We start from the raw sequence: 24,150 nt of genomic DNA, 5'->3' as shown, positions 1-24,150 counted from the left end.
AATGTGAGGCATTACCAGTTTCCGCTTTTTCTTTTCTGGAGCCTCTTTGTTGACGCTTAAAGAAGTCATTCAACAACCTTCCCTTCTCAATTATAAAATTTAAATCGCTTTATTATGTACCTAGCTTTTTTTGGCGGGAATGAATAAAATCATTTGTGACTTTGTCGCGAAACGCCTCGTCTGTCAGCACCTTCAGCATCATAGAAGCCAATGAGGCTGCTCCATTTTGTAGACGCTCGGTCGCTTCCGGTAACATGGTTGCTTCCCGAAGATTTTCGGAATGCAAAGGATACCCATTATCAGTTACTGAGATTAAAGCCTGAATGCTGGGGCAATGATAGCTTACATTTCCTACATCGGATGAACCGGAAGGTGCCTGGATCGTGCCCATCTGGAATCCATATTCAGACATGATGTGTTCCATTTCTTTTTCCAAAGCAGGGTTGCGCACCATATCAGCAAAATCATCAAAACCTTTGCGGAAGGTTACTTTGCAGTCTAAGGCCAACGCCGCGCCATCCGCACACTTTTTGAGGGATTGATCCATCAGATGAAGCTTTGCCTGGGAATCGGTTCTTATTTCAATACGAACCGATGCATAATCGGGCAAGATATTGGGAGATTTTCCGCCATCTGTAATAATGGCATTACAGCGGGCGTCAGGAGTAAAGCATTCTCTTCTTGCGTCGATTAAATCGAGGAATTTGCGTGCGGCAGCCAGTGCGCTGTGTCCTTGCCATGGACTTGAAGCCGCATGGGCCTCTTCTCCAAAAAACTCAACGATATAGCATTTCAGAGCTAAAACGTCCATATCGGCGTAAGATTCCGCATGCCCCCAAGAATGCATCATGCAGGCCAAGGACATATCGTCAAAGACCCCCGCTTCCGCCATAGGAACTTTTGCCCCCGCTTCCTCTTCTGCAGGGGTGCCGATTACATAAATACTACCGGAAAAAGATTTACGAATATCAGATTCGGCTAATGCAAGTGCGGCAAGTGTAGCGAGAGCGCCATGAAAATTGTGTCCACATCCGTGCCCCAGATTCGGTAGTGCATCATATTCCGCCATAATAGCAACGGATGGACCGCTGCCGTTTTCCAGTACCGCGCGAAAAGCCGTAGGATATCCCAGTTCCTTTTCCATAAATGGGTATTCCACCTTATAACCTACCTGCTTTAAGGCCTCTGCAATTTTTTTACTTGATAAATATTCTGTTCGCGCGGTTTCCGGGTGCTCGTACAAGAATTTTTTAATATCAAGAGCAGTATCCATGTGCTTTTGAACGGCCTGTAAAACCTTTTCCTGTTCACTTATCATTTGCATATGCTCCTTTCTAGAAAAACATTAAAAGACTACACTAAATAAAAACTTTGAATAAGACGCTACACAAATTATAAGAAGCGACTAACAATAATGATCAACCGGCAATTTTCATTTATTACAGAATCAGCCTTTCATAATCATAAAAAACCATCTCTTATTTACGAAGGCAAACCTGTAAAAATTTTGAATCTGAAATGTGAATGAACTTCCTCTCGTTCTATTTTGCTATGGAATATGGTACTGATTTTCCTCTTCGTTATCCATGCCGCTGGCCTTTTGGGGTAATAAGCGTCCATAGGGCAAAAATCGATAAAATGAAAATATCTTCCCGGTTTTGGTCCGGTTCGCTTTGTTTCACGCCGATTTTTTGACTTTCGGCGCCAACTGTTACAGAGTGAACCTCCAGTTTGGTCAACACAGCATGAATGACGCGTTTCATTTCCCCTTTCGTTGCGTGTATTTGTATATGCTAGGAACCTTGCTTTGTTGAGAACTCTATCCGTTAATCGGCAGACCGAAACATAGTAACAGTCTGTTAAAACACGGCTGGGTGAGGCGGAAAAACAGATCGTAAATTCCGCGAGGCATGTTTAAATATTTAAAAAATATTACATCTCAATCTTGGAAGCGCCTTTTTCAACATGAGAAATCAGTGTGCCGTCGATGATGGTGCTTTCGCACAGGTTAATATCCTCGTACAGCGGGCGGTCTTCTTCCAGCTTCGTCACCAGAGAACGAATGGTATCATAGGCGGGCTTGGTACCAGCGCCCATGCCCTTGTCACCGCGCATATCGATGGCCTGGCAGGCGCACATCAGCTCCATAGCCAGAACACGGCGGGCGTTGCCAAGAATATCGCGGGCCTTGCGCGCCGCGATGGTGCCCATGCTGACGTGATCTTCCTGGTTTGCGGAGGAGGGAATGCTGTCAACGCTGGCGGGATGCGCCAGAACCTTGTTTTCAGAAACCAGAGCCGCAGCGGAGTACTGAACGATCATAAAGCCGGAGTTTACGCCGCCGTCTTTGGTTAAAAATGCGGGCAGGCCGCTCAGTGCGGGGTTTACAAGGCGCTCAATGCGGCGTTCAGAAACGTTCGCGAGCTCCGCGACCGCGATTCCCAAAAAGTCAAAGGGAAGCGCCATCGGCTGGCCGTGGAAGTTGCCGCCGGAGATGGCATCCATGGTGTCTTTCAAAATAATCGGGTTATCGGTAACCGAGTTGATCTCGATTTCGACCTTCTGCTTTACAAAATTGATCGCGTCCTTGCTCGCGCCGTGAATCTGCGGTACGCAGCGCAGGGAGTAAGCATCCTGAACACGAATTTCGCCCTGACGGGTGGTGTTTTTGCTGCCCTTCAGTAGCTGCTGGAGAATTCTGGCCGTATCCATCTGGCCTTTGTGGGGGCGGATGACATGGATGCGGCTGTCGAGTGCATCGGTTACGCCGTTGTGTGCTTCAAAGCTCAGAGCAGCCGCAACGTCGGCAACCTTCAGCAGCTCCAGAGCATCATAGACGGTCAAGGCGCCAGTGGAGGTCATAGCCGGAGTACCATTGATCAGTGCCAAACCCTCTTTTGCGCTCAGCTCCACTACGGAGATACCTGCACGCTTCATTGCTTCGCCGCCGTCCAGAATTTCGCCCTTGTATTCTGCTTTACCAAGGCCGATCATCGGCAGAACCATGTGAGCCAAAGGAGCCAGGTCACCGGAAGCGCCCAAAGAACCCTTTTCGGGAATCTGAGGGGTAACGCCCTTGTTGAGCATTTCGATCAGGACCTCGACAACCTCCATACGGCAGCCGGAAAAGCCCTTGGCCATATTGTTAACACGGAGCAGCAGCATTCCGCGGGCCGCATCGCGCGGAAACGGATTGCCGGCGCCAACCGCGTGGGTGATGATCAGGTTTTTCTGGAGCAGCTTGCATTCATCGCTGTTGATGACAACATCGCTGAATTTTCCGAATCCGGTGGTTACGCCGTAAACAACGCGATCTTCATCAACAATTTGATCCACAACCTTGCGGGAATCGATAATATTCTGTTTCGCCTGTTCAGACAAAGCAACAGGCACGTCCTCGCGGCAAACCTGCGCGAATTCTTCCAGGGTTAGATCCTGGCCGGTCAAAATAACAGTTTTCATAATGTACAATCTCCTTTTACCATTTTGGTTTCAATGCAACTCACACAGAAATCACTTGTTAAACTTTCGGCCAAATTATACATCGTGGCCTGTCAAAGAAACGTCAAAGCGGATCTGGCTATTTTTCTATGAGTGTTATGCAAAAAAACTGTTGATTTCAACTATTGACTGGTAGAAGGTAAATATAAGGGAAACAAATATAAACTCAATAAAAGTCGAAAACAAATATAATTAGTCGAAGAATGTTGAAACTCACGGAACAAATCTTTTTCGATTATATTTTACTGGGAAAAAACAGAAAAGAAAAGAGCGAAGTCTCGATAAAATTGAAAAGAATGATTCATAAATGGAGAAAGTGGTGATTATGATAAGAAGGTTTTCTCTGTTGAAAAACATTGAAAAGGTTAGCGGAAATGGGGCTTTTGAATGAGTTATTGAATGAGTTTCTAAGAACGTTTTACTGCTTTCATGGAATAAAAAATAAAAATTTTATTAAATTATCAAGTTATTTTAATAGCTTGATAATTTGCTAATTCAATAAAGCTGAATTATGACCTTTTAAAATGAACAAAATGGAAATCGTTTTTCATCGCTTATGCAAAGGGAAGATTGCTGTTTTTCAAGGTACGGCTGAGGGCAATCATCACTATCACTTCATTTTTTGGTTGTTTTATTACGAGGAGCGGATAAAAATTGAATTATTCTTCTTTTCGCTGGGCTTTAATTTGCGTAAATTGAAAAGACGAAAAAAAGATGTAATTTTATCATACTAATTCGATAGCACGATACAGAACCCGCTTTCTCACTGACTTTTTTAAAAAATTATTCAAAAAAAATTTTTTGTTAATTTTTTTTAAGCTTTACTTTCACAAGAAAAAATCCATTTGATTTTAGAAAAAAGTCAAATTAAGTCAAAAAAATTTAAAAAACTTAAGAAAATAATCGCACAAAGATCAAAATTTTAAAAAACAACTTTTGATTATTTTAAAGCAATGAGCTTTGCTCCTGTGGCGCATTCACAGAGAAAAAAGACGAAGCTCCGATTTAAATAACAAGCTAAAAACCCCAATACTCCTTAGTTTTTCTAATGCGCTGTGCATCAGTTTGCGTGCTGCTATTCCTTTTCAAGCAGTGTAGTTCTAAATTAGAAAATAGAAAAGGCGGTTTTAATGATCATTTTTAGACAACAAATTTAGCTGATTCAGCCGCTAGGGAAAACTCCTGTTTTCAGCCTTAATTTAAAGATGACATCCTTGCACGTGCAGCCTTATTTGGGATGGAACGATTCGAGCATTTGTGGTATGATAGCGTTAAATGGAAATGGTTTGGGGGAAATGCGATGAATGTTCCGTCGAGAAAGCGGCCGGTACTGCTCCTATTGTTCCTTCTTTTATTCCTTCTGAGCATTTCTCTTGCGGCTGTTTTCCTTTCCGGTACCAAAGGGTCGATTGTATCCCGGGTAAAAAACAATGAAGCACACTTGACAGAGATAGCTTCCTCTGTCATAGAGCGCGGCAGTGCGGAGGGCGTTTCTGTTTCTGGTGTTGAGGAGATCGTCTATTATGCCGACAGTGAAATGGTCGAATTTCTGTGCGGAGGCTCTGGCTTGGGCTCCTCCACCTCGTACAGTGGATTCTATTATTCCCCTTCGGATATTCCCTTGGGTTTTCAGGGCGAACCAATTACTTTGACGAAAACCGATACCGGTTGGAGCTATGAGGAAGCCGGCGGGGACAACCATTATGAAACGGAAAAAATCATCGATTGCTGGTATTATTACCACATGAGCTTTTAGAAATATAAAACAGCGCAAGGATAAGAACAATAAAAAGGAAACGGCCTGATTTCTCAGACCGTTTCCTGCAATCCATCTATTCTGTTCGGCGCTGTTGAAAGAGTAAGTTTGCTCCTTATTTTAAGGGAGAATCCGCCAAAACAGCGGCTTCGTCGCGAATAATAGCAGCTTCGATCTCGTGAATTTTAGCCTTCATGTCTGCAACGTATGCTTCATCTTTAATGGAGCCCAGGTTGATTTTCACGTTGAGCAGTGCGCCCAGAACTGCGGTGCGGGTCATCATCGCGGCAACAATGCCATCGGTTACGGCGTTGGCATTTCCCTTTTTCACCAATGCGGCGGCCATCGGCATGATCTTTGCTGCGGTTACGGCAACATGCAGCGGCACTTCTGCGGCCTTTTTCAAAGCCTCCTGCATCGCATTGCGGCGGGTCTCCTTCTGTTCGTCGGTATCCTTGGGCAGGGTCATCGCTTCCATATAGGCGTTAAAGGACGTGCTGTCGCGGGTGATTTCGTCCAGAAGCTCCGCGCGTAGCGCCGAGGCTTCTGGAATGATCGCCTTCATTTCGTCCACGACCTCTTCGTAGCCTTTTTTGCTGATGGTCAGCTGAGCGACCATTTCCGCCAATGCAGCGGCCAGGGCGCCGGCCAAAGCAGAAACACTTCCGCCGCCGGGGGCGGGCTCGTTGGATGCGGTTGTGGCACAAAAGACTTCAAGGGTCATATCTTTCATTTCCATGGGTGTGTTACCTCCAAATTTGATTCCTTACAGGCGGGTTTCCAGAACCTGTTCCATGTTGAAGTTCTCGATCTGCAGGTAATACTCCGCGCAGTCGATCAGAGCGGCCATGGGAACCAGACCGATCACTTCGCTGCCGACCACGTTTACACCATAACGGCGGGCTTCCATCTTAACGGTCTCAAATACGCGGTATACAGCGGTTTTGGTGTAGTCAGTCAGGTTCATGGAGACCTGCGCGATGTTGCGGTCCTCGAGCATAACGCCCATCGCTTTTACAAACCGGAAGCCGCCGCCGATGAAACGAACCTTGCGGGCAATCTGGTTGGCAATTTCGAGGTTCGAAGTGTCGAGGTTAATGTTGAAGGCCACCAGGGGCATACGGGCGCCGACCGCGGTTACACCGGCTGTGGGATGAATGTGATCCGGGCCGAAATCGGGCTTCCATTTGGCGTCTTTCAGTTTCTCGGGCATGCCCTCAAACTGACCCTTGCGGATTTCAGAGAGATTTTCACGGTGGGGAGCAGTAGCGGACTTCTCATACAAAAAGCACGGTACGCCGAATTTTTCCGCGACCGCGGCGCCAACTTCTTTGGCGATCTCGCTGGCTTCATCTACGGTGCAGTTGCGAACGGGGATGAAGGGAACAACGTCGGTTGCGCCCATGCGGGGGTGCTGGCCCTCGTGTTTTGTCATGTCAATCAGCTCGGTGGCAGTGCCAATGGCCTCGATCACAGCGTCGCGCACAGCTTCGGGCTCACCGACTACGGTGACGACGCAGCGGTTGTGGTCTTTATCGGTGCTGTAATCCAGCAGCTTTACATTTTCTTTTCCGCGGAAAGAGGAGACGATTTTCTCAACCTTTTCCAGGTCGCGTCCTTCGCTGAAGTTTGGTACACATTCCAAAAGTTTGTTCATCATAAATGATCGGCTCCGTTTCTTTAACTGAATTTTTATGGTGGATGAATCCGCGCTGAAAACGGGAATCCGGCAGCGGATACAATCGGCTACAAAACAATCATAATAGAAGATTTAGACAAGTGCAACCACCCAAGGCCTCTTTTTTGGCTGTGGAAACTCCTTTATGACGTTTATTAGACGAGACAGCGGATATAGTGTAAGAAAACCGTCTTTATTCACATTGTTTTGAAGAAGGAGAGAGTGACAAAATGACTAAACTAGAAAAGATCGTGCCGCAGGAATTTCAGGTAAGCGAATGGTCTGGGGGAAAGACAACACAGATTATGATTGACCCGCCCGGCGCGCTGTATGCCGACCGTGATTTTTACTTTCGGCTGAGTTCGGCCACTGTTGAGCTGGAAGAATCTAATTTTACCTCTTTGCCGGATTATAATCGGATCATCGCGCCGATTGAGGGGGAGCTTTCCCTCTATTATAATGGAAGCGAAGAGCCGGCTGTTCTGCATGAGCTGGAGTGCGCCGCGTTTGACGGGAGCTGGGAAACCCGCAGCCGCGGAAAGGTTGAGGATTACAATCTGATGACCCGTAAGGGCATCTGCCAGGGCAATGCGTTTGCGCTGATTGTTGGCGTGGGCCAGAGAGCAGAATTCTCCTGCGAAAGCAACGAAAAAGGCCGCAGCGTTCTGCTGATCTGGTGCGTGCAGGGGAGCGCCGAGCTTAGCACCGGCAGAGAAACAGTTCTCCTTTCACCGCGTGACGCGGCGCGCCTGCAATTGGCATCCACCGAGGCCGCTGTAAAGCTGATGGTGCAAAATACGGGAACTTCTCCTGTTCGGTTGATGGTGGCACAGGTGTCTTTTCTTTCCTGAGTTTTACACGCTTCTCTATTTAAATAAGCATGTTTCAGCTCCCGGCACTTGCTCCCTTTGGCTGTATCCGTCCTATTCGACAAAGAATTCAGAATGCCGTCCATTTATTTTCGACGCAAGGGATCTGCCGGAACAGTTCGTTTAAAATACCTTATTTCTTCGTGAAAGCTCGATGACTGCTGGGTTTTTAATGTATTTAGCGTCTGGAATCCACGTGGTTTTTCGTCTTATTATCGTCAAAATGGACGCTTTGCGGTAATTTGGATATTGTAACGGGGAAGTTGGTGTGGTATTTTGAAATAAAGAGTGGTTCCAAATGCTGAACGAGCCGCACGTGGTGGCAAACGGCGTTTGGAGACCGAATAAAAATGGATCAGGAGGATTTGTAACAATGGGATTTTTATCTGATATTGAAATTGCACAACAGTACGAAGCAAAAGACATTCGTGAAATTGCAAAGACCGCAGGGGTCGATGAAAAATACTTAGAGATGTACGGGCGCAACAAAGCAAAGGTAGACTATAAGCTTTTGAACGATCTGGCAGAGAAGCCGAACGGCAAGCTGATTCTGGTAACAGCAATCAACCCGACCCCCGCGGGTGAGGGAAAAACCACCACAAGCGTTGGCCTCACCGATGGCCTGCGCCATATTGGCAAAAAGGCAATCGTTGCTCTGCGCGAGCCTTCCTTGGGCCCGGTATTCGGCGTAAAGGGCGGCGCGGCCGGCGGCGGATACGCTCAGGTCGTTCCGATGGAGGACATCAACCTGCACTTTACCGGCGATTTTCATGCAATCGGTGCGGCGAACAACCTGCTGGCCGCTCTGCTGGATAACCACATTTATCAGGGCAACGAGCTGCGTATCGATCCCAAGCGCATCACATGGAAGCGCGTTGTCGATATGAATGACCGCCAGCTGCGCAGCATTGTAGACGGCCTTGGCCCGCGCACTAACGGCGTTACCCGTGAAGACAGCTACGATATCACTGTTGCTTCTGAAATTATGGCGGTTCTGTGCCTCTCCTCTTCCATCAGCGATATGAAAGAGCGTCTGAGCAAAATGATTATCGGCTATACTTACGATAACGAACCCGTTACCGCTGGTCAGCTCAAAGCTCAGGGTGCTATGTGCGCTCTGCTCAAAGATGCGATCAAGCCGAACCTGGTACAGACGCTGGAAGGAACTCCCGCATTTATCCATGGCGGCCCGTTCGCGAATATCGCCCACGGCTGCAACTCCCTGATGGCGACCCGCATGGCACTCAAGCTGAGCGATTATACGGTTACAGAGGCAGGCTTCGGCGCCGATCTGGGAGCGGAGAAATTCCTCGATATCAAATGCCGCATGGCGGGCATCGCTCCTAGCGCAGTTGTCATCGTAGCAACAGCCCGTGCGCTCAAGCATCACGGTGGCGTTGCAAAGCCCGACCTGAACAACGAGAACCTCGAAGCACTGGAGCGCGGCATGCCTAACCTGCTTCGTCATGTAGAGAATGTCACAAAGGTATTTGGCTTGCCCTGCGTGGTTGCCATCAACCGTTTCCCCACCGATTCCGAGGCGGAGTTGAACCTGATCCGTTCGAAGTGCAAAGAATTGGGCGTTGAGGTTGCTCTCAGCGAGGTTTGGGCTAAGGGCGGCGCTGGCGCTGTGGAGCTGGCAGAGGAAGTCGTTCGTCTGTGCGAAACCCCGAACAACTTTAGCTATGTGTATGACGCCGAGCTGCCCATCAAAGAGAAGCTCAACGCGATCGTGCAGAGAGTGTATCACGGCAGCCGTGCCGTGCTGACCGGCCCCGCGGTCAAGCAGGCGGAGCAGCTCGAACAGCTTGGCTTTGGTAATCTGCCGATCTGCATGGCCAAAACCCAGTACAGCTTTACGGATGACGCGAAGGCTCTGGGTGCTCCAGAAGGCTTCGAGGTCACGGTCAGAAACCTGAAGGTATCTGCCGGCGCCGGATTCATCGTTGCTCTGACCGGCGATGTGATGACTATGCCCGGCCTGCCGAAGAAGCCCTCGTCCGAGAATATCGACGTGGATGAAAACGGCCGCATTTCCGGTTTGTTCTAATCTGGATTTTTCACCTATTCCGCCGCCCCGGCACAATTTGCGCCGGGGCGGCGCTTTGTTTTTGATTGGGGTGAATTCTGTCCTCTTTTCCGGGTTTCACACAATTAATAAATCACCTGAATGTTTTCACCCACGAGCCCGGCATAAGCGCCGCTTTTCGCAAGGGCGCTTTCCGGGTGGGCGATCAGCCATTTTCCCTGCATCCAGAGCAGGCGTTCTTCCCCGGCGGCATCTTTAGGCAGGTTCTCCAAAGGAAGGTTGACACCCTGCGGCAGAACGACAACACATTGAAAGCCTTCGTCGCTCACCTTGCAGGGAGCAAAGTGCAGCGTGGTTCCATAAAGCTCACACGCGGTTCCGGCGGGAACGTAATAGCCCTGAACCAAAGCTGTGTCCAGTTTTTTATCGCGAATATCGCGGGCGTCGGCCAGCAACAGAACCAGGTCGGTCACGGCCAGATCCAGTTCCGGCATTTTGTGGTATTCCAAAGCATTCAGCTGGCTGCCGTTGCCGTTGCAGTAGCCCACCTCAATCGGCATTGAGCCGTTCAGCCGTTCCTTTACGGCAGCGGCAAGCTCCGTGGAGGAAAGCCGAGGGTCGTCAGCTATGTAAACATTTCCTTGCTCGGGAACCCCAATTTGCTTCATCGTTTCAAGCCATGGGGTAAAATCGTATTCCTCTACCACCCGACCGTACTGCAGAAAGGATTTATCGGTCACGGGGTACAGGGGAAGAGTCGGATTTTTCCGTACCAGATCAGTGAACATTTTTCAGCCTCCCAAATCACATTAAAAATTTTTAAACAATACATATTATGGCAGAGATGTTCCAGAATCAAAATGACGATTCTCAGAATCTTGTCAATTTATTATTTGATTTTAGCATTATATCGATTAAAAAAGCAATCTTCTTTGCCGTTTTTTCTCTATTTTCAGAATGCTAGGATTGCTGATTGAAAGAGGGAGCGTCGGGCCAATAGACCCGACGCTCCTGTTTGGTTACGGAAAAGCGGGGAAATCTCCGCAATAATTTAATGATTTTTGAACAGTCTCATGATCCACAGCAGAATAACAGAGCCGATTACGGCAACCAGCAAACTCCACAGGTTGAATCCGGTGATTCCTACACCGCCGAGCAGGTTCATTAAAAAACCGCCGATTAATGCGCCGACAATACCGACAACGATGTTTGCAAAAGCCCCCATAGAAGCGTCGGTATTCATAAATTTACTGGCAATCCATCCAGCCAGTGCGCCGATAACGACCCAAGCGAGTATTCCCATAGGTAAACCTCCTTCTCTTTCCAGTTAGTATACAAAATTCTGCCCAAATAATAAATTGTTTATTCATTTATTATACCGAAAGAAATTGCTTCTCCTACCGTAGCTTCAGAGAGGTCATTTCTGGCCTTGTTGACTTCTCGATGCTATGATATAATAATTTCACGGCGTAAGCAAAAATAGAACTTTCGATGCCTGAGAGAGTATGGAATCGTCTACTTTACAGTTCCGGGAATATAAATACAAAGATCATAAGCTTTTTTGAGAATTTATGATTCCGGAACTGTGAGAGGAATGCCCATAAGCCTGTTTGATGGTTTATGATATAATAGGCGGAAGCTACAACAAAGCTTGAGCGTCTTAGTGAGCATTGGATACGCATTGTGTTTGGATTATATGATTTTAATTAGAATTCTATAATAAGGAGCGGTGAAATGTCTAAGATCAATCATGTGAAGGCTGTTTTTTTTAGCGCCACAGGAACAACCGAAAAAACAGTAATGCAAATTGCTGTGGCTGCGGCCGGGAAGCTGGGGCTGCCCGTCAGTACAGTGGATTTTACCCTGCCCAGTGGCCGGGAGTGTCCGCTGGTGTTCCAAGAAGATGATCTGGTGGTTTTTGGAACTCCGGTATATGCGGGCCGGGTGCCGAATGTGCTGCTGAAATTTTTGGATACCTTACAGGGAAATCGTGCGCTGGCCGTGCCGGTGGTGCTCTTTGGCAACCGTAATTACGACGATGCGCTAATTGAGCTTCGGGATCTATTACATAAGGCGGGTTTTCAACCGATGGCCGCGGCGGCTTTTGTCGGGGAGCATTCGTTTTCGCGGATTTTGGCCGCGGGAAGGCCGGATGCGGAGGATCTATCCAAGGCCGCACACTTTGGGGAGCGGGTTGCGGAAAAGCTTCTCTCGGGAGAAGACTCTTCGCTGATTGAGGTTAAGGGCGTTGCGCATCCGTATCGGGGGTATTATCAGCCCCGCGACAGAAAGGGAACCCCGGTAGATATCCGAAAGGTGAAGCCACAGACAGGACCGTCGTGCAACGATTGCAAGCTGTGCGCTGAAATCTGTCCCATGGGCTCTATTTCACAGGAGAATGTGCATGAATATATCGGGATCTGCATTAAGTGCGGAGCATGTATTAAGAAATGCCCGCAGGGTGCCAAGTATTATACCGATGAGGGCTACCTGTATCATCAGCATGAGCTGGAGGAGGGCCTGACCCGCCGCGCGGAGCCTGAGTTATTTTTATAATTGATTCATAATATTTCACAGGAATGTTGGACAAATCCCTGAAAAAATGTTTTTTTCAAAAAAGGTATTGCTTTTTTAAATATATCATGATATTATAGTCAGGCAGTTCAGCGAAAAACGACAAATTTTTTGCGGAATTGGCCTATGGGGGATTAGCTCAGCTGGGAGAGCGCCTGCATGGCATGCAGGAGGTCAGCGGTTCGATCCCGCTATTCTCCACCAAACTTTCTAGAAGAAGCACAAAAAACTCGTCTCTGAAAAGAGACGAGTTTTTTGCTTTATTCGGCGATTGCGCAAATAACTATGTCCACGTTGAAGTACTCCAAATCAATGATAATGTGTTCAAATTCTCCCGTAGACCATGACGAAAATAATGACGTTCAGCGCCATCCTGTTACTGTCATGCATGTTTGTTGCAATTCAGGTCAGAATAGTAAAGAAAAAAAGGGGGAGATATCAATCGATTTTCTAGTTCTTTGCTTCACCACGCTATGCTCCTTCGGCGTACTGTTTTTGGTGGCTAAATTCATTGGGCATAAACAGATTGCTCAGTTGGATTTTTTCGACTATATCACGGGAATAACCATCGGTTCCATTGCCGCTGAAATGGCCACAGAGTTAGAGCAACCCTGGAAACCTCTTACCGCAATGGTGATTTACGGAGGTGTTACTCTATTGCTGAGCATTATTTCCAACAAGTTCCCTCGAATGCGCAAGTACCTCAATGGTACGCCTACCATCCTCATGGACCATGGGAAGTTGTACCGTGAAAATCTAAAAAAGGCCAAGCTGGACCTGAGCGAATTCATGGTTATGTGCAGACAGCAGGGGTACTTTGATTTGACAAGCATTCAGACTGCTGTTTTTGAGTACAACGGAAAACTTACGATCCTTCCGGTGAGCAGCCAGCGCCCCGCCACACCCAACGATATGAATCTGTCTCCGGAACAGGAGCTGTTGTTTACCGAGCTGATTATGGATGGTCGTATTCTGGAGAACAATTTGAGCCGTATGGGGCTGGATTTGACTTGGTTGAACAAGCAGTTAAAACAACGCAATATTCATTCCGCGCAGGATATTTTTCTGGCTGTCTGTGACCGGAACTTGAAACTTGTTCTTTATGAGAATAACAACGGCGAACGGAAAGGACACGGCAAGGCGTGATAAACTATCTGTGAAGAAGAAGCACATACAACTCGTTTCTGAAAAGGGACGAGTTTTTTTGACTTTGATTCGGTGGATCAGGCAGGTTACAAACAGCTTCTTGGCCTCGAAGCAAGCTGTGATTACCAACCATGAAAGAATAACATGGTTGGTAATCTTGAAAAAGACGCCTGCCGAAAACTGGTTAGCTTCTTGGATATGGGAATACTACTGTTAGTAGCATTTTAAACGGATTTGCAGCGGCTACCGCGTGCGGAATGCCTGATGGCATCACGATGGTCTGTCCCTGCGTCAGAGTATTCACCTGCCCGCCGACTGTGATCTGCGCGTCGCCCTCCAGAACGGTTAGTATGGCGTCGCCGTCGGAAGAGTGTGAGCTGATTTCTTCCCCTTTGTCGAAGGAAAAAAGAGTAATGCTGACCGCTGGATTTTGAACCAGGGTGCGGCTTACCACCTGCCCCTGCTGATATTGCACCAAAGAGGAAAGCTCCAGTGCCTTTTCATAATCGATGTTTTTTAAATATGGTTTATTCATATCAATTCACCCTTTCTGGCTTGATTGCGTAGCTGAAAAATTTTACTTAATAAAAAAGTTGCCGACGTTTTTTGGACATACAGGGAGCAACGGTTGGACTGAAATTAGCATATCAAAAAATGAATTGCATTGCAGTTGTAAATGCAACGGATAGGAGAAAGCTTTTCTGCTAAAATGAAGATAAGGAGGCGGGAAGGATGATTTCTACATTGAAAAAAAGCCCATTGTTTTTTGAAATGGCAGACAGCGATATCGAGAACTGTTTGAAATGCAGCCGGTCGGAAATCGCGAGCTATGAAAAAGACGAGCTAATTTTTTGCCAGCACGATGTTCCCAAAAAACTGCTGGTGCTTCTGGAGGGGGCGGTCGTCATCGGCAACGACTCCAGCTCCGGAAAGCGCAGCATTGTGGCAACCCTTAATCAGCCCGGGGAACTGTTTGGAGAGGTGTTTCTATTTTTAAATCAGCAGGAATACAATCAATACGCGCAGGCCGTCGCGCCCTCCCAGATCCTGCACATTCCAAAGGATTTTTTGTACCACACCTGCGGGGAAAACTGTGGCTACCACACAAAGCTGATTTCCAATATGATGTCCATTCTTGCGCAAAAAGCGTATTATCTGAACCGAAAGCTTCAAATCGTATCGTGTGCCACCCTCCGCCAGAAGATTGCAAAGGTTCTGATGCAAAACGCATCGCCCGACGGTCGGGTGACGCTCTCAATGAACCGCGAGGAGCTAGCAGATTTTATGAATACCGCGCGGCCCTCCTTATCCAGAGAGCTGATGAAGATGCAGGAGGATGGAATCATTCAAATAGAAAAACGCCAAATTAAAATTATTAATTTTGACGTATTGCAAAACAGTTAAGCCAGACCTGTTTTTTTTCTACCGCAGTCGGGAAAAGACCGTCTATTTTTACGCGAACCACTGCGAAAGAAATCTGTGATCTTTTTTAATCCGTAACCGGCGTTACAGATTTTTATTCTTTATGCTGATAGGATGAGAACAACAAAGGCCGTAAGGCCATCAAGCGAAAATGAGGGAGGAAACTTTTATGGATAATAAAATGTTTTGCTATCAGTGTCAGGAGACCGCTGGCTGCACCGGCTGCACGCAGGTAGGTGTCTGCGGGAAGAAGCCGGAGGTCGCCGCTATGCAGGATCTGCTGGTATATGTGACAAAGGGGTTGTCGTCCGTTACCACACAGCTGCGGGAAGAGGGCAAGGAGGTTTCCGCTGAGGTCAACCATCTGATTACGCTGAATCTGTTTGCCACGATCACCAACGCGAATTTTGATGAGGATGCGATTGTTGACCGCGTTTTTGAAACACTGTTCCGCAAGCAGAAGCTGCTAGGGCAGGTGGCGCATCCGGAAGTTTTGCCGGAAGCCGCAAGATGGACCTCTGCCAACCGCTCTGAATTTGTGGCAAAAGCAGCCGAAGTGGGTGTGCTGTCTACGAAGGATGAGGATATCCGCAGTCTGCGCGAGCTGATCACCTATGGCCTGAAGGGGCTTTCCGCTTACAGCAAGCACGCGAACGTGCTGCTAAAGGATGACGGTGAGGTCGACGCATTCTTGCAGAGTGCCTTGACGAAAACACTGGATGATTCCCTGACGGTGAACGATCTGGTGGCATTGACACTGGAAACCGGTAAATACGGTGTCAGCGGCATGGCACTTCTGGACGAGGCCAACACTTCCGCTTATGGCAATCCGGAGATCACGAAGGTCAATATCGGCGTGGGTATGCGCCCCGGCATCCTGATCTCGGGCCATGATCTGCGCGACCTGGAAATGCTGCTGAAGCAGACCGAGGGTACCGGCGTGGATGTATACACCCATTCCGAGATGCTACCCGCTCATTATTACCCGGCGTTTAAGAAATATCCCCACTTTTTCGGCAACTACGGCAACGCGTGGTGGAAGCAGAAAGAAGAGTTTGAGAGCTTCAACGGCCCGATCCTGATGACCACCAACTGCATTGTGCCGCCGAAAGACAGCTACAAGGACCGTCTTTACACCACAGGTGCTGCCGGCTTCCCCGGCTGCAAGCATATTCCGGGTGAGATCGGCGAGGAAAAGGATTTTTCCGAAATCATCGAGCACGCAAAGCACTGCGCATCTCCTGCGGAAATTGAGCGCGGTGAAATCATCGGGGGCTTCGCGCACAATCAGGTGCTGGCTCTGGCCGATACCGTGGTAGGTGCGGTCAAATCCGGCGCAATCAAACAATTTGTGGTAATGGCCGGCTGTGACGGCCGCGCGAAGTCGAGAAATTACTACACCGATTTTGCCAGAGCACTGCCAAAGGATACGGTGATTCTGACTGCAGGCTGCGCAAAATACAAGTACAATAAGCTTGGCCTCGGCGACATCGGCGGTATTCCGCGCGTCCTGGACGCCGGACAGTGCAACGATTCCTATTCGCTGGCCGTGATCGCCCTGAAGCTGAAGGAAGTGTTCGGTCTGGACGACATCAACGATCTGCCAATCGTATATAACATTGCGTGGTATGAGCAGAAGGCTGTGATCGTTCTGCTGGCGCTGCTGCACCTCGGTGTAAAGAATATTCATCTTGGTCCCACGCTGCCGGCCTTTCTTTCTCCCAATGTGGCAAAGGTTCTGGTTGAAAACTTCGGTATTGCCGGAATCGGCAGCGTAGAAGACGACTTGGAGTTGTTTTTCGGTAAGGGTGCGGCGACGAGGCCCGCTGTTACTGAGGACATGCTGATCGGCGAAATCCTCCGGCAGTATCCGGACGCCGCTCCTATCCTGATGGAATGCGGTATGCACTGCCTGGGTTGCCCTTCCTCCCAGATGGAGTCCCTTGCGGATGCCTGCATGGTGCATGGCCTTGACCCCAAGGCGCTGCTGGGGCAGCTGAATCAGCGAATTGCAAGATAAAATAAAGCAGAAGGGGCTGTGAAGGGCCGTGGGTGTGTGTCCTTCGCAGCCCTGATTCTTTTAGCGAGAATACGATCGATTACAGTAAAACAAAACAACAGTATAGCATTGATGCTATACCGTTATTTTGTTTTAGAGCCGGTTAAAATGCATGCAATGCCGACCATCATGGGGAACGTGATCGCTTCTAGAAAGGCGAAAAGCGGCTCGAGGATTGGCTTAATGTAAAAATACAAGCGCGGCTGAGGCAGCTGACGTTATTTTATCACATCAAAGGGCCTCACAACAGTCTTTGTCAACATCTCGAACTTGGCCTGAGAGAACCATGGTTGTAAGTCTGAGAAATGTGTTATATAATTAATTCTAAAATATTGATAAATGAAATTTATTTTTCTGCGGCAAGCAAGAGAGGAGAAATCAGTGATAAAAGCTCAACAAATGTCCGAGTCCCTGCCTCTCGTAATTTTATTAACGCTATCTGGTGGGTTTATGGATGCGTATTCCTATATATGTCGAGGACAAGTTTTTGCAAATGCCCAAACAGGAAATATTTTATTGTTTGGGGTCAATCTTTCAATGGGTCATTTCTCTTTAGCGTGGCAATATCTTTTTCCTGTTTTATCATTTTCTTTTGGTATTGCTATTGCCGAAATTATAAAAAAATGCTTTACTAATGCACGGCGCTTTCACTGGCGCCAGGCTGTACTTATGACGGAAGCCATTCTTTTATTTGTTGTTGCATTTATGCCTCAAAATCTGAACCTGTTTGCTAATGGTCTAATCTCATTTGTCTGTGGTGCGCAGGTGGAGAGTTTTCGAAAGGTGAATGGAAATGGAGTGGCCACTACCATGTGTATCGGCAATCTGCGGGTAGCTGTGCAGAATATCAGCAATTATGGCCTTACCAAAAATGAAGCAGAAAAGAAAACCGGTTTCTTATATTTGGGTATTATCGGAATCTTTGTGATTGGAGCGGTTATAGGAAGCCTTTGCGTAAATATATGGTGTGAAAAGGCAATTATAGTAAGTTCGATATTTTTGCTGATAGGTTTTACAATCATGTTTATTAACAAAGAAACTTAACAGTACCATTTGTGTTTGCAGTTGTGCTGTATTTTTATAACATGGGCAAAGGCGACAGTGAACGCTGCGCCTCGGTATAGTGTCCTCCGGGGGAATCGCAGCCCCGCAGTGCGGGTTGAAGAGCCTCTTTTGATGACGGGTACCGCGCACATTTGGAGAAAGAATGTTTCTCTTTCGCCTGTCGCAGAAAACTTTATCCGTATTTTCTGTGGTTCAGGTGCGGAAAAAGAAGAGCGCCTGAACGATTAGCCAGGAATAGAAATTAAATGATTGACAATTCTGAAGAAGCGCTGTATTATATAAATCAATAAAACATATATTGCTTATATGTTTAAATGATTTTGGGAGGTCGTCTTATGGCAAAGGTTTTTAAGAGTCTGACAGATCTGATCGGAAAAACTCCTCTTTTGGAACTTTCCAACTATGAAAAGAAGCATGAGTTGAAGGCAACTGTAATTGGCAAGCTGGAGTATTTTAATCCGGCCGGAAGCGTAAAGGACAGAATTGCCAAGGCGATGATCGAAGACGCTGAGGCGCGGGGGTTGCTCAATTCCGAATCTGTCATTATTGAGCCTACCAGCGGAAATACCGGTATCGGCCTTGCTTCTGTGGCGGCGGCACACGGGTATCGCGTTATTCTTACCATGCCGGAAACCATGAGCGTTGAGCGCAGAAATCTGCTGAAAGCCTATGGCGCAGAACTTGTATTGACGGAAGGCGCGAAAGGAATGGCAGGCGCAATCGCCAGGGCCGACGAGCTGGCCCAGGAAATTCCCCATTCCTTTATTCCCGGTCAGTTTGTGAACCCCGCCAACCCGGAGGTTCACAGAAAAACAACCGGCCCTGAAATTTGGGAGGATACCGACGGCAAGGTAGACTTTTTGGTAGCCGGTGTTGGTACCGGTGGAACGCTTACCGGTACCGGTGAGTTCCTCAAGTCGAAAAATCCGAATGTGAAAGTGGTCGCTGTGGAGCCTGATTCTTCGCCGGTATTGTCGGAAGGAAAGTCCGGTCCCCATAAGATTCAGGGAATTGGAGCAGGGTTTGTGCCTAAGGTGCTCAATACCGCAATTTACGATGAGATTATCCGTGTGAAGAACGAGGATGCATTTGTTGCTGGCAAAGAGCTTTCAAAAGTAGAGGGTCTGCTGGTGGGGATTTCTTCTGGTGCGGCCATTTGGGCGGCAACAGAATTGGCTAAACGCCCGGAAAATGCGGGCAAGGTGATTGTTGCTATTCTGCCGGATACCGGAGAGCGGTATCTCTCTACCCCGCTGTTTTCAGAGTAATATTGTAACAAAGCCGAAAAGGTGGCTTATTAAGACACCCACTTAAAATGCAAAGCACCCCAACACAAGCTGTTGGGGTGCTTTGCTATGCTCATGCAGCCACGCCTGGCAAAAGCGAAGACTGCCGGTAAAACAGGGGCGGTGCTTTTATCAAAAATTTGCTTTTCAGAAGGTTTACTATAAGGGGGAGACAAGGGGGAAAATAATGATAAAGAAATCCATTTATCATTTTAAGGGGTTCATGGAGTAAGCACCGCCCCCGGTATCCCGTTATTCCAGAATCATACCCACTGCACGGGCCGGTGCGCCGGAGAATCCCCGCAGTTTGATGGGGTATGCGCTCAAATAGAAGGTTTTGTATTGCAAAAGCTCGGGAGGAATATCCAGTTCCTCCAAAAGCCAGACCCCGGCCGGTAGAAGGGTCTCATGGCAGGGTCTGCCGGTACCCTCGTACCAGCCGCCCATGCTTAGAGTATCGATCCCTACGCCTTTTACCTGTTTGTCACGCAGCCATTCGGCTCCCTCTCGTGACAAATAGGGCCAGTCATGATAATACCGCTCGGTGAATCCACGCAGACGGCACCAGCCGGTGTGAAGAACCACAATGGAGTCTTTCTGGATCAGGTCTTTGTATGGCTCCAGATGCTTCGCGCAAATCCCTTCTTTGTCCTGCACGATTCCGTCCAGATTAACCAGAACGGCCTGACCCTGAAAGCGTTCAACCGGGATTTGGTCGATGGTGATTCCCTCGGGGTCAAAGTGGAACGGGGCATCCAGATGAGTGCCGGTATGGGCATTCAGGCTGATTCTTTCCGCGTTAAAGCGGTCTTTGGGGTAAATGGCCTCATACCGCATGCTGGTCATTTCGTAGGTTTCCCAGCCGGGGCATTTGTCGTAGACGGGTTGAGATAAATCAAAAACTTTTTTAATTTGCAGCAAAAGGATTTTCCTCCTTTCCGCGTGAAAAAGCAATGACCGGTAAAAAATTAATCCTTGGTCAAAACGGTTTCATACAGAGTGCTGTTTTCCAGCTCTTTAATGTTTTCTTTGGTGATCAAAAGGGTATCCATCTTGATTTCTTTTTCAGGGGTTTCGCCTTTCAGAACTTTTACGACCTGCTCCACAGAGGTTTTGCCCATCAGAATCGGCTGCTGAGCGGAGGTGGCTGCTACGGTGCCGGCTTCAATGCCCTTGAGCATTTCGGGGGAGCAGTCAAACCCGACGATTTTCAGGTCGGTACGGTTTGCAGAAGCCGCTGCGGTTACAGCGCCCATGGTGGGGTCTTCCGCATGTACAAACAGGCCTTTCAGGTCAGGGGTGGCAGTAATCAGATCCTGAGCAAAAGTTTCGCCTTCCTGGCGATTTACCTTTTCCATCTGTTTAAAACCAACCTGCACCAGCTTTTTCGAGGCGATTCCCTCTTCAAAGCCCTTCTTGCGGAGCTGACCGTTGATTCTGGCCTGGTTCAGTGTAATCTGAGCAACCTTGTCGCCTTCTTTGAGCAGTCCAGCCAGATAATCGCCGATGATCTTGGCACCCTTTTCATTATCAGTAGAAATAAAGGAGGCATAGGTACCGGAGTTGGTACCGATGTCGCAGATCACGACCGGAATCTTGTTCTCTTCGGCCAAAGAAAGTACAGTGGGGCAGGAAGCGCTGTCTACCGGAGAAATCACAATGGCGTCAACCTGCTTTACAACGGCATCCTGCGCATTTTTCAGCTGCGTATCCGCGCTGTCCTTGGAGTCGTATACCTGAACCTCCAAAGAATTTTCTTTTGCGGTGTTTTCAATGCCGGTTGCTATATAACGCCAGAACGGTACATCCATGGAAGGGGTGAGGTATGCAATTTTCTTTGAGGTAGCCTGAGGCTCGCTGCTTTGCGGGGCTGTGCTGTTGGTCTGGCTGGCACCGCAGCCGGAAAAGACGGATGTGATCAACATCGCAGACAATACGATTGATGCAAATTTTTTCATACATATCCTCCTAATCTATTGCTAAATTTTCAGAGCGGACGATTCCGTTCCAAAAATCTGCAGACAGTGTTTTACTCCATACATTTAAATGGAAGACCCAAAAGATTATTTGCCTGCCTGTGGCTTGTTCTTTTTGCGGGATACCCGTTTGTTGGAGAGCCGCTCTGTTAAAACCGCAAAGATAATAACGGCGCCAACCGCACTGCCCTGCCAGAAGGGATTGATTCCACCCAGATTGAGCGCATTGCGCAAAAATCCAACCAGAAGAACGCCGATCAGAGTTCCCCACAAAGAGCCTTTGCCGCCCATCATACTCGTTCCGCCGATGACCACGGCGGCAATAGCGTCCATTTCCGCATCCTTGCCGTAGGTGGGGTCCACAGCCATCATACGTGAAATCATGACAAGGCCCGCTGTTGCGGACAAAAGACCCGAAATCACATAGGTCATCATCGTGTGGAATTTTATATTGATGCCGGATAGACGGGCCGCCTCCGGATTGGAGCCGGTTGCATAGATGAAACGCCCAAATTTAGTTTTGGACATGATGAAAATAAAAAGGATATACAGCAGCATAATCAATACAACGTACATCGGTATGCCGCCGAACAGCTTGCCCTTTCCCAGCAGGGAGAAGGCGTCGGGAAAATTGCTTGCGGTGTTGCCGTCCGACATCACATACGTAAGGCTTCTGCAAATTTGCATCATACCCAGGGTAACGATGAAGGCCGGCATGTTCAGGTACCCGATTAGGTACCCGTTGATGAGGCCGACAGCCAACCCCACTGCCAACGCCGCCATTACGCCGAGCGCGATGCTGCCGGTGAACTTTAGCACCATACCGGCCGCCATGGCAGAAATTCCGAGTACGGCGCCAACGGAAAGATCGATTCCGCCGGTGAGGATGACCAGGGTCATACCAATGGAAATCAGCGAATTGGTGGAGACCTGTGTCATGACGTTCATCAGGTTTTTAGAGGTAGCAAAATACGGGGACAGAAAATTCATGATGAGAAAACTGATGATAAAAATCCCCAGCATAGAAATTTCCGTTTTATAGTCTTTATAAGTGCGCAGCAGCCGCGGTGGGGCATTCAGCGTTTTTTGGTTCATCTAAACCGCCTCCTCAATCGTGCCAAGTGTAGCGTAATAACCGATTTTTTCTTCCGTGGCATCCTCAATATCCAAATTAGCGGTAAGCTGCCCGTCCCTCATAATCAGGGTGCGGTCGCACACGCCTAAAATTTCAGGAATTTCGGAGGAAACCATGACGATGGAAACACCGGAGGCAGCCAGCTGTTTCATAATGGCATAAATTTCGCATTTGGCAGCGATATCAATTCCGCGGGTGGGCTCGTCTACAAACAGAATTTTGGGGTTCAGCATCAGCCATTTGCCGAGCAGTACCTTCTGCTGATTGCCTCCGCTCAGATTGCAGACCAGATGATCTAAATTTGCCACCTTTATGTACAGCTTTTTTACCTGTTCTTCGGCCTGCTCGTCTTCTTTATTTTGATTGATGAATAATCCGGGACTCAGTACGTGGTGTGCAAGACAGATGTTTTTGACTACGCTAACCTGCTGCAGAAGCACCTGATGCCGGTCGTCCGGCACAAAGCCCATGGAGTTGCGCATGCTCGCAGAAATACTGTTGGGAGGAACTTCCTTTCCCATCACCTTTACTGTGCCGCTTGATCGGGGGTCGATCCCAAACACACACCGAATCAGTTCGGTTCGGCCCGCGCCAACCAGGCCGGAAATGCCGAGAATTTCTCCCTCGCGCAGATCAAAAGAAATGTTCTTTACATACTGACGCTTGTCAGTCATGTTCCGAACCTCCATTACAATCGGACGTCCGGTCAAATTCTGCTTCTGAAAGGTTCCGCAGCAGTACAGATCGTTAATTTCACGCCCGACCATGTTTTTGATCAGATCATTCTGATCCAGCTCTGCGGTTTTCGCGCCCAAAAGCACCAGTTTTCCGTCTCGCAGTACCGTGATCCGGTCTGAAATTTCGTAGACCTCGTTGATGCGGTGAGAAACAATAATAAAGCTCATGCCCTCCGACTTCAGCTGACGAATGACGCGGAACAAGCTGCTAACCTCCTTATGGGAAAGCGTCGCCGTCGGTTCGTCGAGTATCACCAGCTTGGCTTTGGTAGAAACCGCCTTAATTATCTCCACGATTTGTTTCTGCGCCACAGAAAGGCTCTCAACCTTTTGGTAAGGATCAATGAATTCTTCCATGCCGAAGGTAGCAAGCAGCTTGCGGGACTCCTCAACCATCTTTTTTCGGTTGCTGATGCGCAGCCGCTTATAATAATAGAAGTCGTCGGTCAGAAATACGTTTTCCGCTACCGACAGGTGGGGCAGAAGATTGAACTCCTGCGACACGATAGAAATTCCACTGGAGATGGCCTGTTTGGTATTTTGAAAGTGAACCTCCTGGCCATCCAGATAAATCGTTCCTTCATCCGGGGGATATACTCCGGCAATTATTTTGGATAATGTAGATTTTCCCGCGCCATTTTCTCCCATTAATGCATGGACTTCTCCCTTTTCACATTCAAAATCTACATTGGATAAGGCAAGAACGCCGGGAAAACGCTTGGTGATTCCTTTTGCAACCAGCAAAGTGGTATCTGCTTCCATAGTAGCCTCCCTGCTTGCAATCAATTATGTGCCGACTTTTGCCGTTCAGGTGTCGAATATGGTTCTTATCCTGTATATCTGTATTACAACATATCATGCGCTTATTATATTCTCTCGCTATTTTGCTGTCAATAGAAAAATAATAAAAAATATAA

General features: G+C 48.0%; 21 protein-coding genes and 1 tRNA gene. 10 read left to right on the top strand and 12 right to left on the bottom strand.

Going from position 1 to position 24,150, the window contains the following annotated elements; genetic code table 11:
* Positions 1-112 precede the first annotated feature (112 nt).
* From QOS46_RS05855 to hutH, 3 genes are all read right to left on the bottom strand, one after another.
* Positions 113-1,318, bottom strand: a complete 1,206-nt coding sequence (locus tag QOS46_RS05855) for an amidohydrolase (protein ID WP_283608032.1) — start codon at positions 1,316-1,318, stop codon at positions 113-115.
* 262 nt (positions 1,319-1,580) lie between these two features.
* Positions 1,581-1,763, bottom strand: a complete 183-nt coding sequence (locus QOS46_RS05850) for a hypothetical protein (protein WP_283608031.1) — start codon at positions 1,761-1,763, stop codon at positions 1,581-1,583.
* Positions 1,764-1,932: 169 nt separating this feature from the next.
* Positions 1,933-3,462, bottom strand: a complete 1,530-nt coding sequence (gene hutH / locus QOS46_RS05845) for a histidine ammonia-lyase (RefSeq protein ID WP_283608029.1) — start codon at positions 3,460-3,462, stop codon at positions 1,933-1,935.
* Between the two features lie 1,339 nt (positions 3,463-4,801).
* On the opposite strand from hutH, the gene QOS46_RS05840 reads away from it, so the two are divergent.
* On the top strand, positions 4,802-5,257 hold the full coding sequence (locus QOS46_RS05840) for a hypothetical protein (protein WP_283608027.1): 456 nt from the start codon (positions 4,802-4,804) through the stop codon (positions 5,255-5,257).
* Positions 5,258-5,372: 115 nt separating this feature from the next.
* On the opposite strand, the gene QOS46_RS05835 is transcribed toward QOS46_RS05840, so the two are convergent.
* Entirely contained in the window at positions 5,373-5,996 is a 624-nt protein-coding gene (locus QOS46_RS05835) for a cyclodeaminase/cyclohydrolase family protein (protein ID WP_283608025.1), read from the bottom strand.
* Between the two features lie 27 nt (positions 5,997-6,023).
* Complete coding sequence (ftcD, locus tag QOS46_RS05830) at positions 6,024-6,917, bottom strand: glutamate formimidoyltransferase (protein ID WP_283608023.1); 894 nt, start codon at positions 6,915-6,917, stop codon at positions 6,024-6,026.
* A gap of 248 nt (positions 6,918-7,165) precedes the next feature.
* Between ftcD and QOS46_RS05825 the strand changes: the two genes are divergently transcribed.
* Both QOS46_RS05825 and QOS46_RS05820 read left to right on the top strand, forming a co-directional pair.
* Positions 7,166-7,786, top strand: a complete 621-nt coding sequence (locus QOS46_RS05825; protein WP_283608021.1) for a HutD/Ves family protein — start codon at positions 7,166-7,168, stop codon at positions 7,784-7,786.
* A 391-nt stretch (positions 7,787-8,177) separates the two neighbouring features.
* Positions 8,178-9,854 (top strand): formate--tetrahydrofolate ligase, encoded by a 1,677-nt coding sequence (locus QOS46_RS05820; protein WP_283608019.1) that lies wholly within the window; start codon positions 8,178-8,180, stop codon positions 9,852-9,854.
* A gap of 104 nt (positions 9,855-9,958) precedes the next feature.
* Here the strand turns inward: QOS46_RS05820 and QOS46_RS05815 are convergent, their stop codons facing one another.
* On the bottom strand, positions 9,959-10,621 hold the full coding sequence (locus QOS46_RS05815; protein ID WP_283608018.1) for a DUF4867 family protein: 663 nt from the start codon (positions 10,619-10,621) through the stop codon (positions 9,959-9,961).
* A 263-nt stretch (positions 10,622-10,884) separates the two neighbouring features.
* The gene (locus QOS46_RS05810) at positions 10,885-11,136 is read right to left on the bottom strand and encodes a GlsB/YeaQ/YmgE family stress response membrane protein (RefSeq protein WP_283608016.1); all 252 of its coding nucleotides are present in this window, start codon (positions 11,134-11,136) and stop codon (positions 10,885-10,887) included.
* 431 nt (positions 11,137-11,567) lie between these two features.
* Here QOS46_RS05810 and QOS46_RS05805 point away from each other — a divergent pair, with 431 nt between their 5' ends.
* The 3 genes from QOS46_RS05805 (at position 11,568) to QOS46_RS05795 (ending at position 13,553) form a co-directional block, all read left to right on the top strand.
* Positions 11,568-12,389: an EFR1 family ferrodoxin gene (locus QOS46_RS05805; RefSeq protein WP_283608014.1), complete on the top strand. Its 822-nt coding sequence runs from the start codon at positions 11,568-11,570 to the stop codon at positions 12,387-12,389.
* A gap of 146 nt (positions 12,390-12,535) precedes the next feature.
* Positions 12,536-12,611 (top strand) — tRNA-Ala (locus QOS46_RS05800).
* A 294-nt stretch (positions 12,612-12,905) separates the two neighbouring features.
* Positions 12,906-13,553 (top strand): DUF421 domain-containing protein, encoded by a 648-nt coding sequence (locus tag QOS46_RS05795; protein WP_283608013.1) that lies wholly within the window; start codon positions 12,906-12,908, stop codon positions 13,551-13,553.
* 184 nt (positions 13,554-13,737) lie between these two features.
* Here the strand turns inward: QOS46_RS05795 and QOS46_RS05790 are convergent, their stop codons facing one another.
* A complete protein-coding gene (locus QOS46_RS05790) occupies positions 13,738-14,088 on the bottom strand; it encodes a cupin domain-containing protein (protein WP_283608011.1) in 351 nt (116 codons plus the stop codon).
* Positions 14,089-14,285: 197 nt separating this feature from the next.
* Between QOS46_RS05790 and QOS46_RS05785 the strand changes: the two genes are divergently transcribed.
* The 4 genes from QOS46_RS05785 to cysK all read left to right on the top strand — a co-directional run bounded on the left by QOS46_RS05785 (position 14,286) and on the right by cysK (position 19,367).
* Positions 14,286-14,957, top strand: coding sequence for a Crp/Fnr family transcriptional regulator (locus QOS46_RS05785; RefSeq protein ID WP_283608009.1), 672 nt, complete (start codon positions 14,286-14,288; stop codon positions 14,955-14,957).
* 187 nt (positions 14,958-15,144) lie between these two features.
* Positions 15,145-16,995, top strand: coding sequence for a hydroxylamine reductase (gene hcp, locus QOS46_RS05780; RefSeq protein WP_283608006.1), 1,851 nt, complete (start codon positions 15,145-15,147; stop codon positions 16,993-16,995).
* Between the two features lie 420 nt (positions 16,996-17,415).
* On the top strand, positions 17,416-18,078 hold the full coding sequence (locus QOS46_RS05775; protein WP_283608004.1) for a YoaK family protein: 663 nt from the start codon (positions 17,416-17,418) through the stop codon (positions 18,076-18,078).
* Between the two features lie 356 nt (positions 18,079-18,434).
* Positions 18,435-19,367, top strand: coding sequence for a cysteine synthase A (cysK, locus tag QOS46_RS05770; protein WP_283608003.1), 933 nt, complete (start codon positions 18,435-18,437; stop codon positions 19,365-19,367).
* Positions 19,368-19,637: 270 nt separating this feature from the next.
* Here cysK and QOS46_RS05765 read toward each other — a convergent pair whose 3' ends face one another.
* The 4 genes from QOS46_RS05765 to QOS46_RS05750 form a co-directional block, all read right to left on the bottom strand.
* Positions 19,638-20,306: a cyclase family protein gene (locus tag QOS46_RS05765; protein ID WP_283608001.1), complete on the bottom strand. Its 669-nt coding sequence runs from the start codon at positions 20,304-20,306 to the stop codon at positions 19,638-19,640.
* Positions 20,307-20,353: 47 nt separating this feature from the next.
* A complete protein-coding gene (locus QOS46_RS05760; protein WP_283607999.1) occupies positions 20,354-21,343 on the bottom strand; it encodes a substrate-binding domain-containing protein in 990 nt (329 codons plus the stop codon).
* 105 nt (positions 21,344-21,448) lie between these two features.
* Positions 21,449-22,456: an ABC transporter permease gene (locus QOS46_RS05755; RefSeq protein WP_283607998.1), complete on the bottom strand. Its 1,008-nt coding sequence runs from the start codon at positions 22,454-22,456 to the stop codon at positions 21,449-21,451.
* Positions 22,457-23,995 carry a sugar ABC transporter ATP-binding protein gene (locus QOS46_RS05750; protein ID WP_283607997.1) on the bottom strand — a complete coding sequence of 513 codons (1,539 nt, stop codon included), beginning with the start codon at positions 23,993-23,995 and terminating at the stop codon, positions 22,457-22,459.
* Positions 23,996-24,150: the final 155 nt, after the last annotated feature.

Origin of the sequence: Faecalispora anaeroviscerum, from assembly GCF_947568225.1 — a bacterium.
Taxonomy (GTDB): domain Bacteria; phylum Bacillota; class Clostridia; order Oscillospirales; family Acutalibacteraceae; genus Faecalispora; species Faecalispora anaeroviscerum.
Note: the sequence above shows the minus strand (reverse complement) of the source record. Positions and strands in the feature narration are given on the sequence as shown.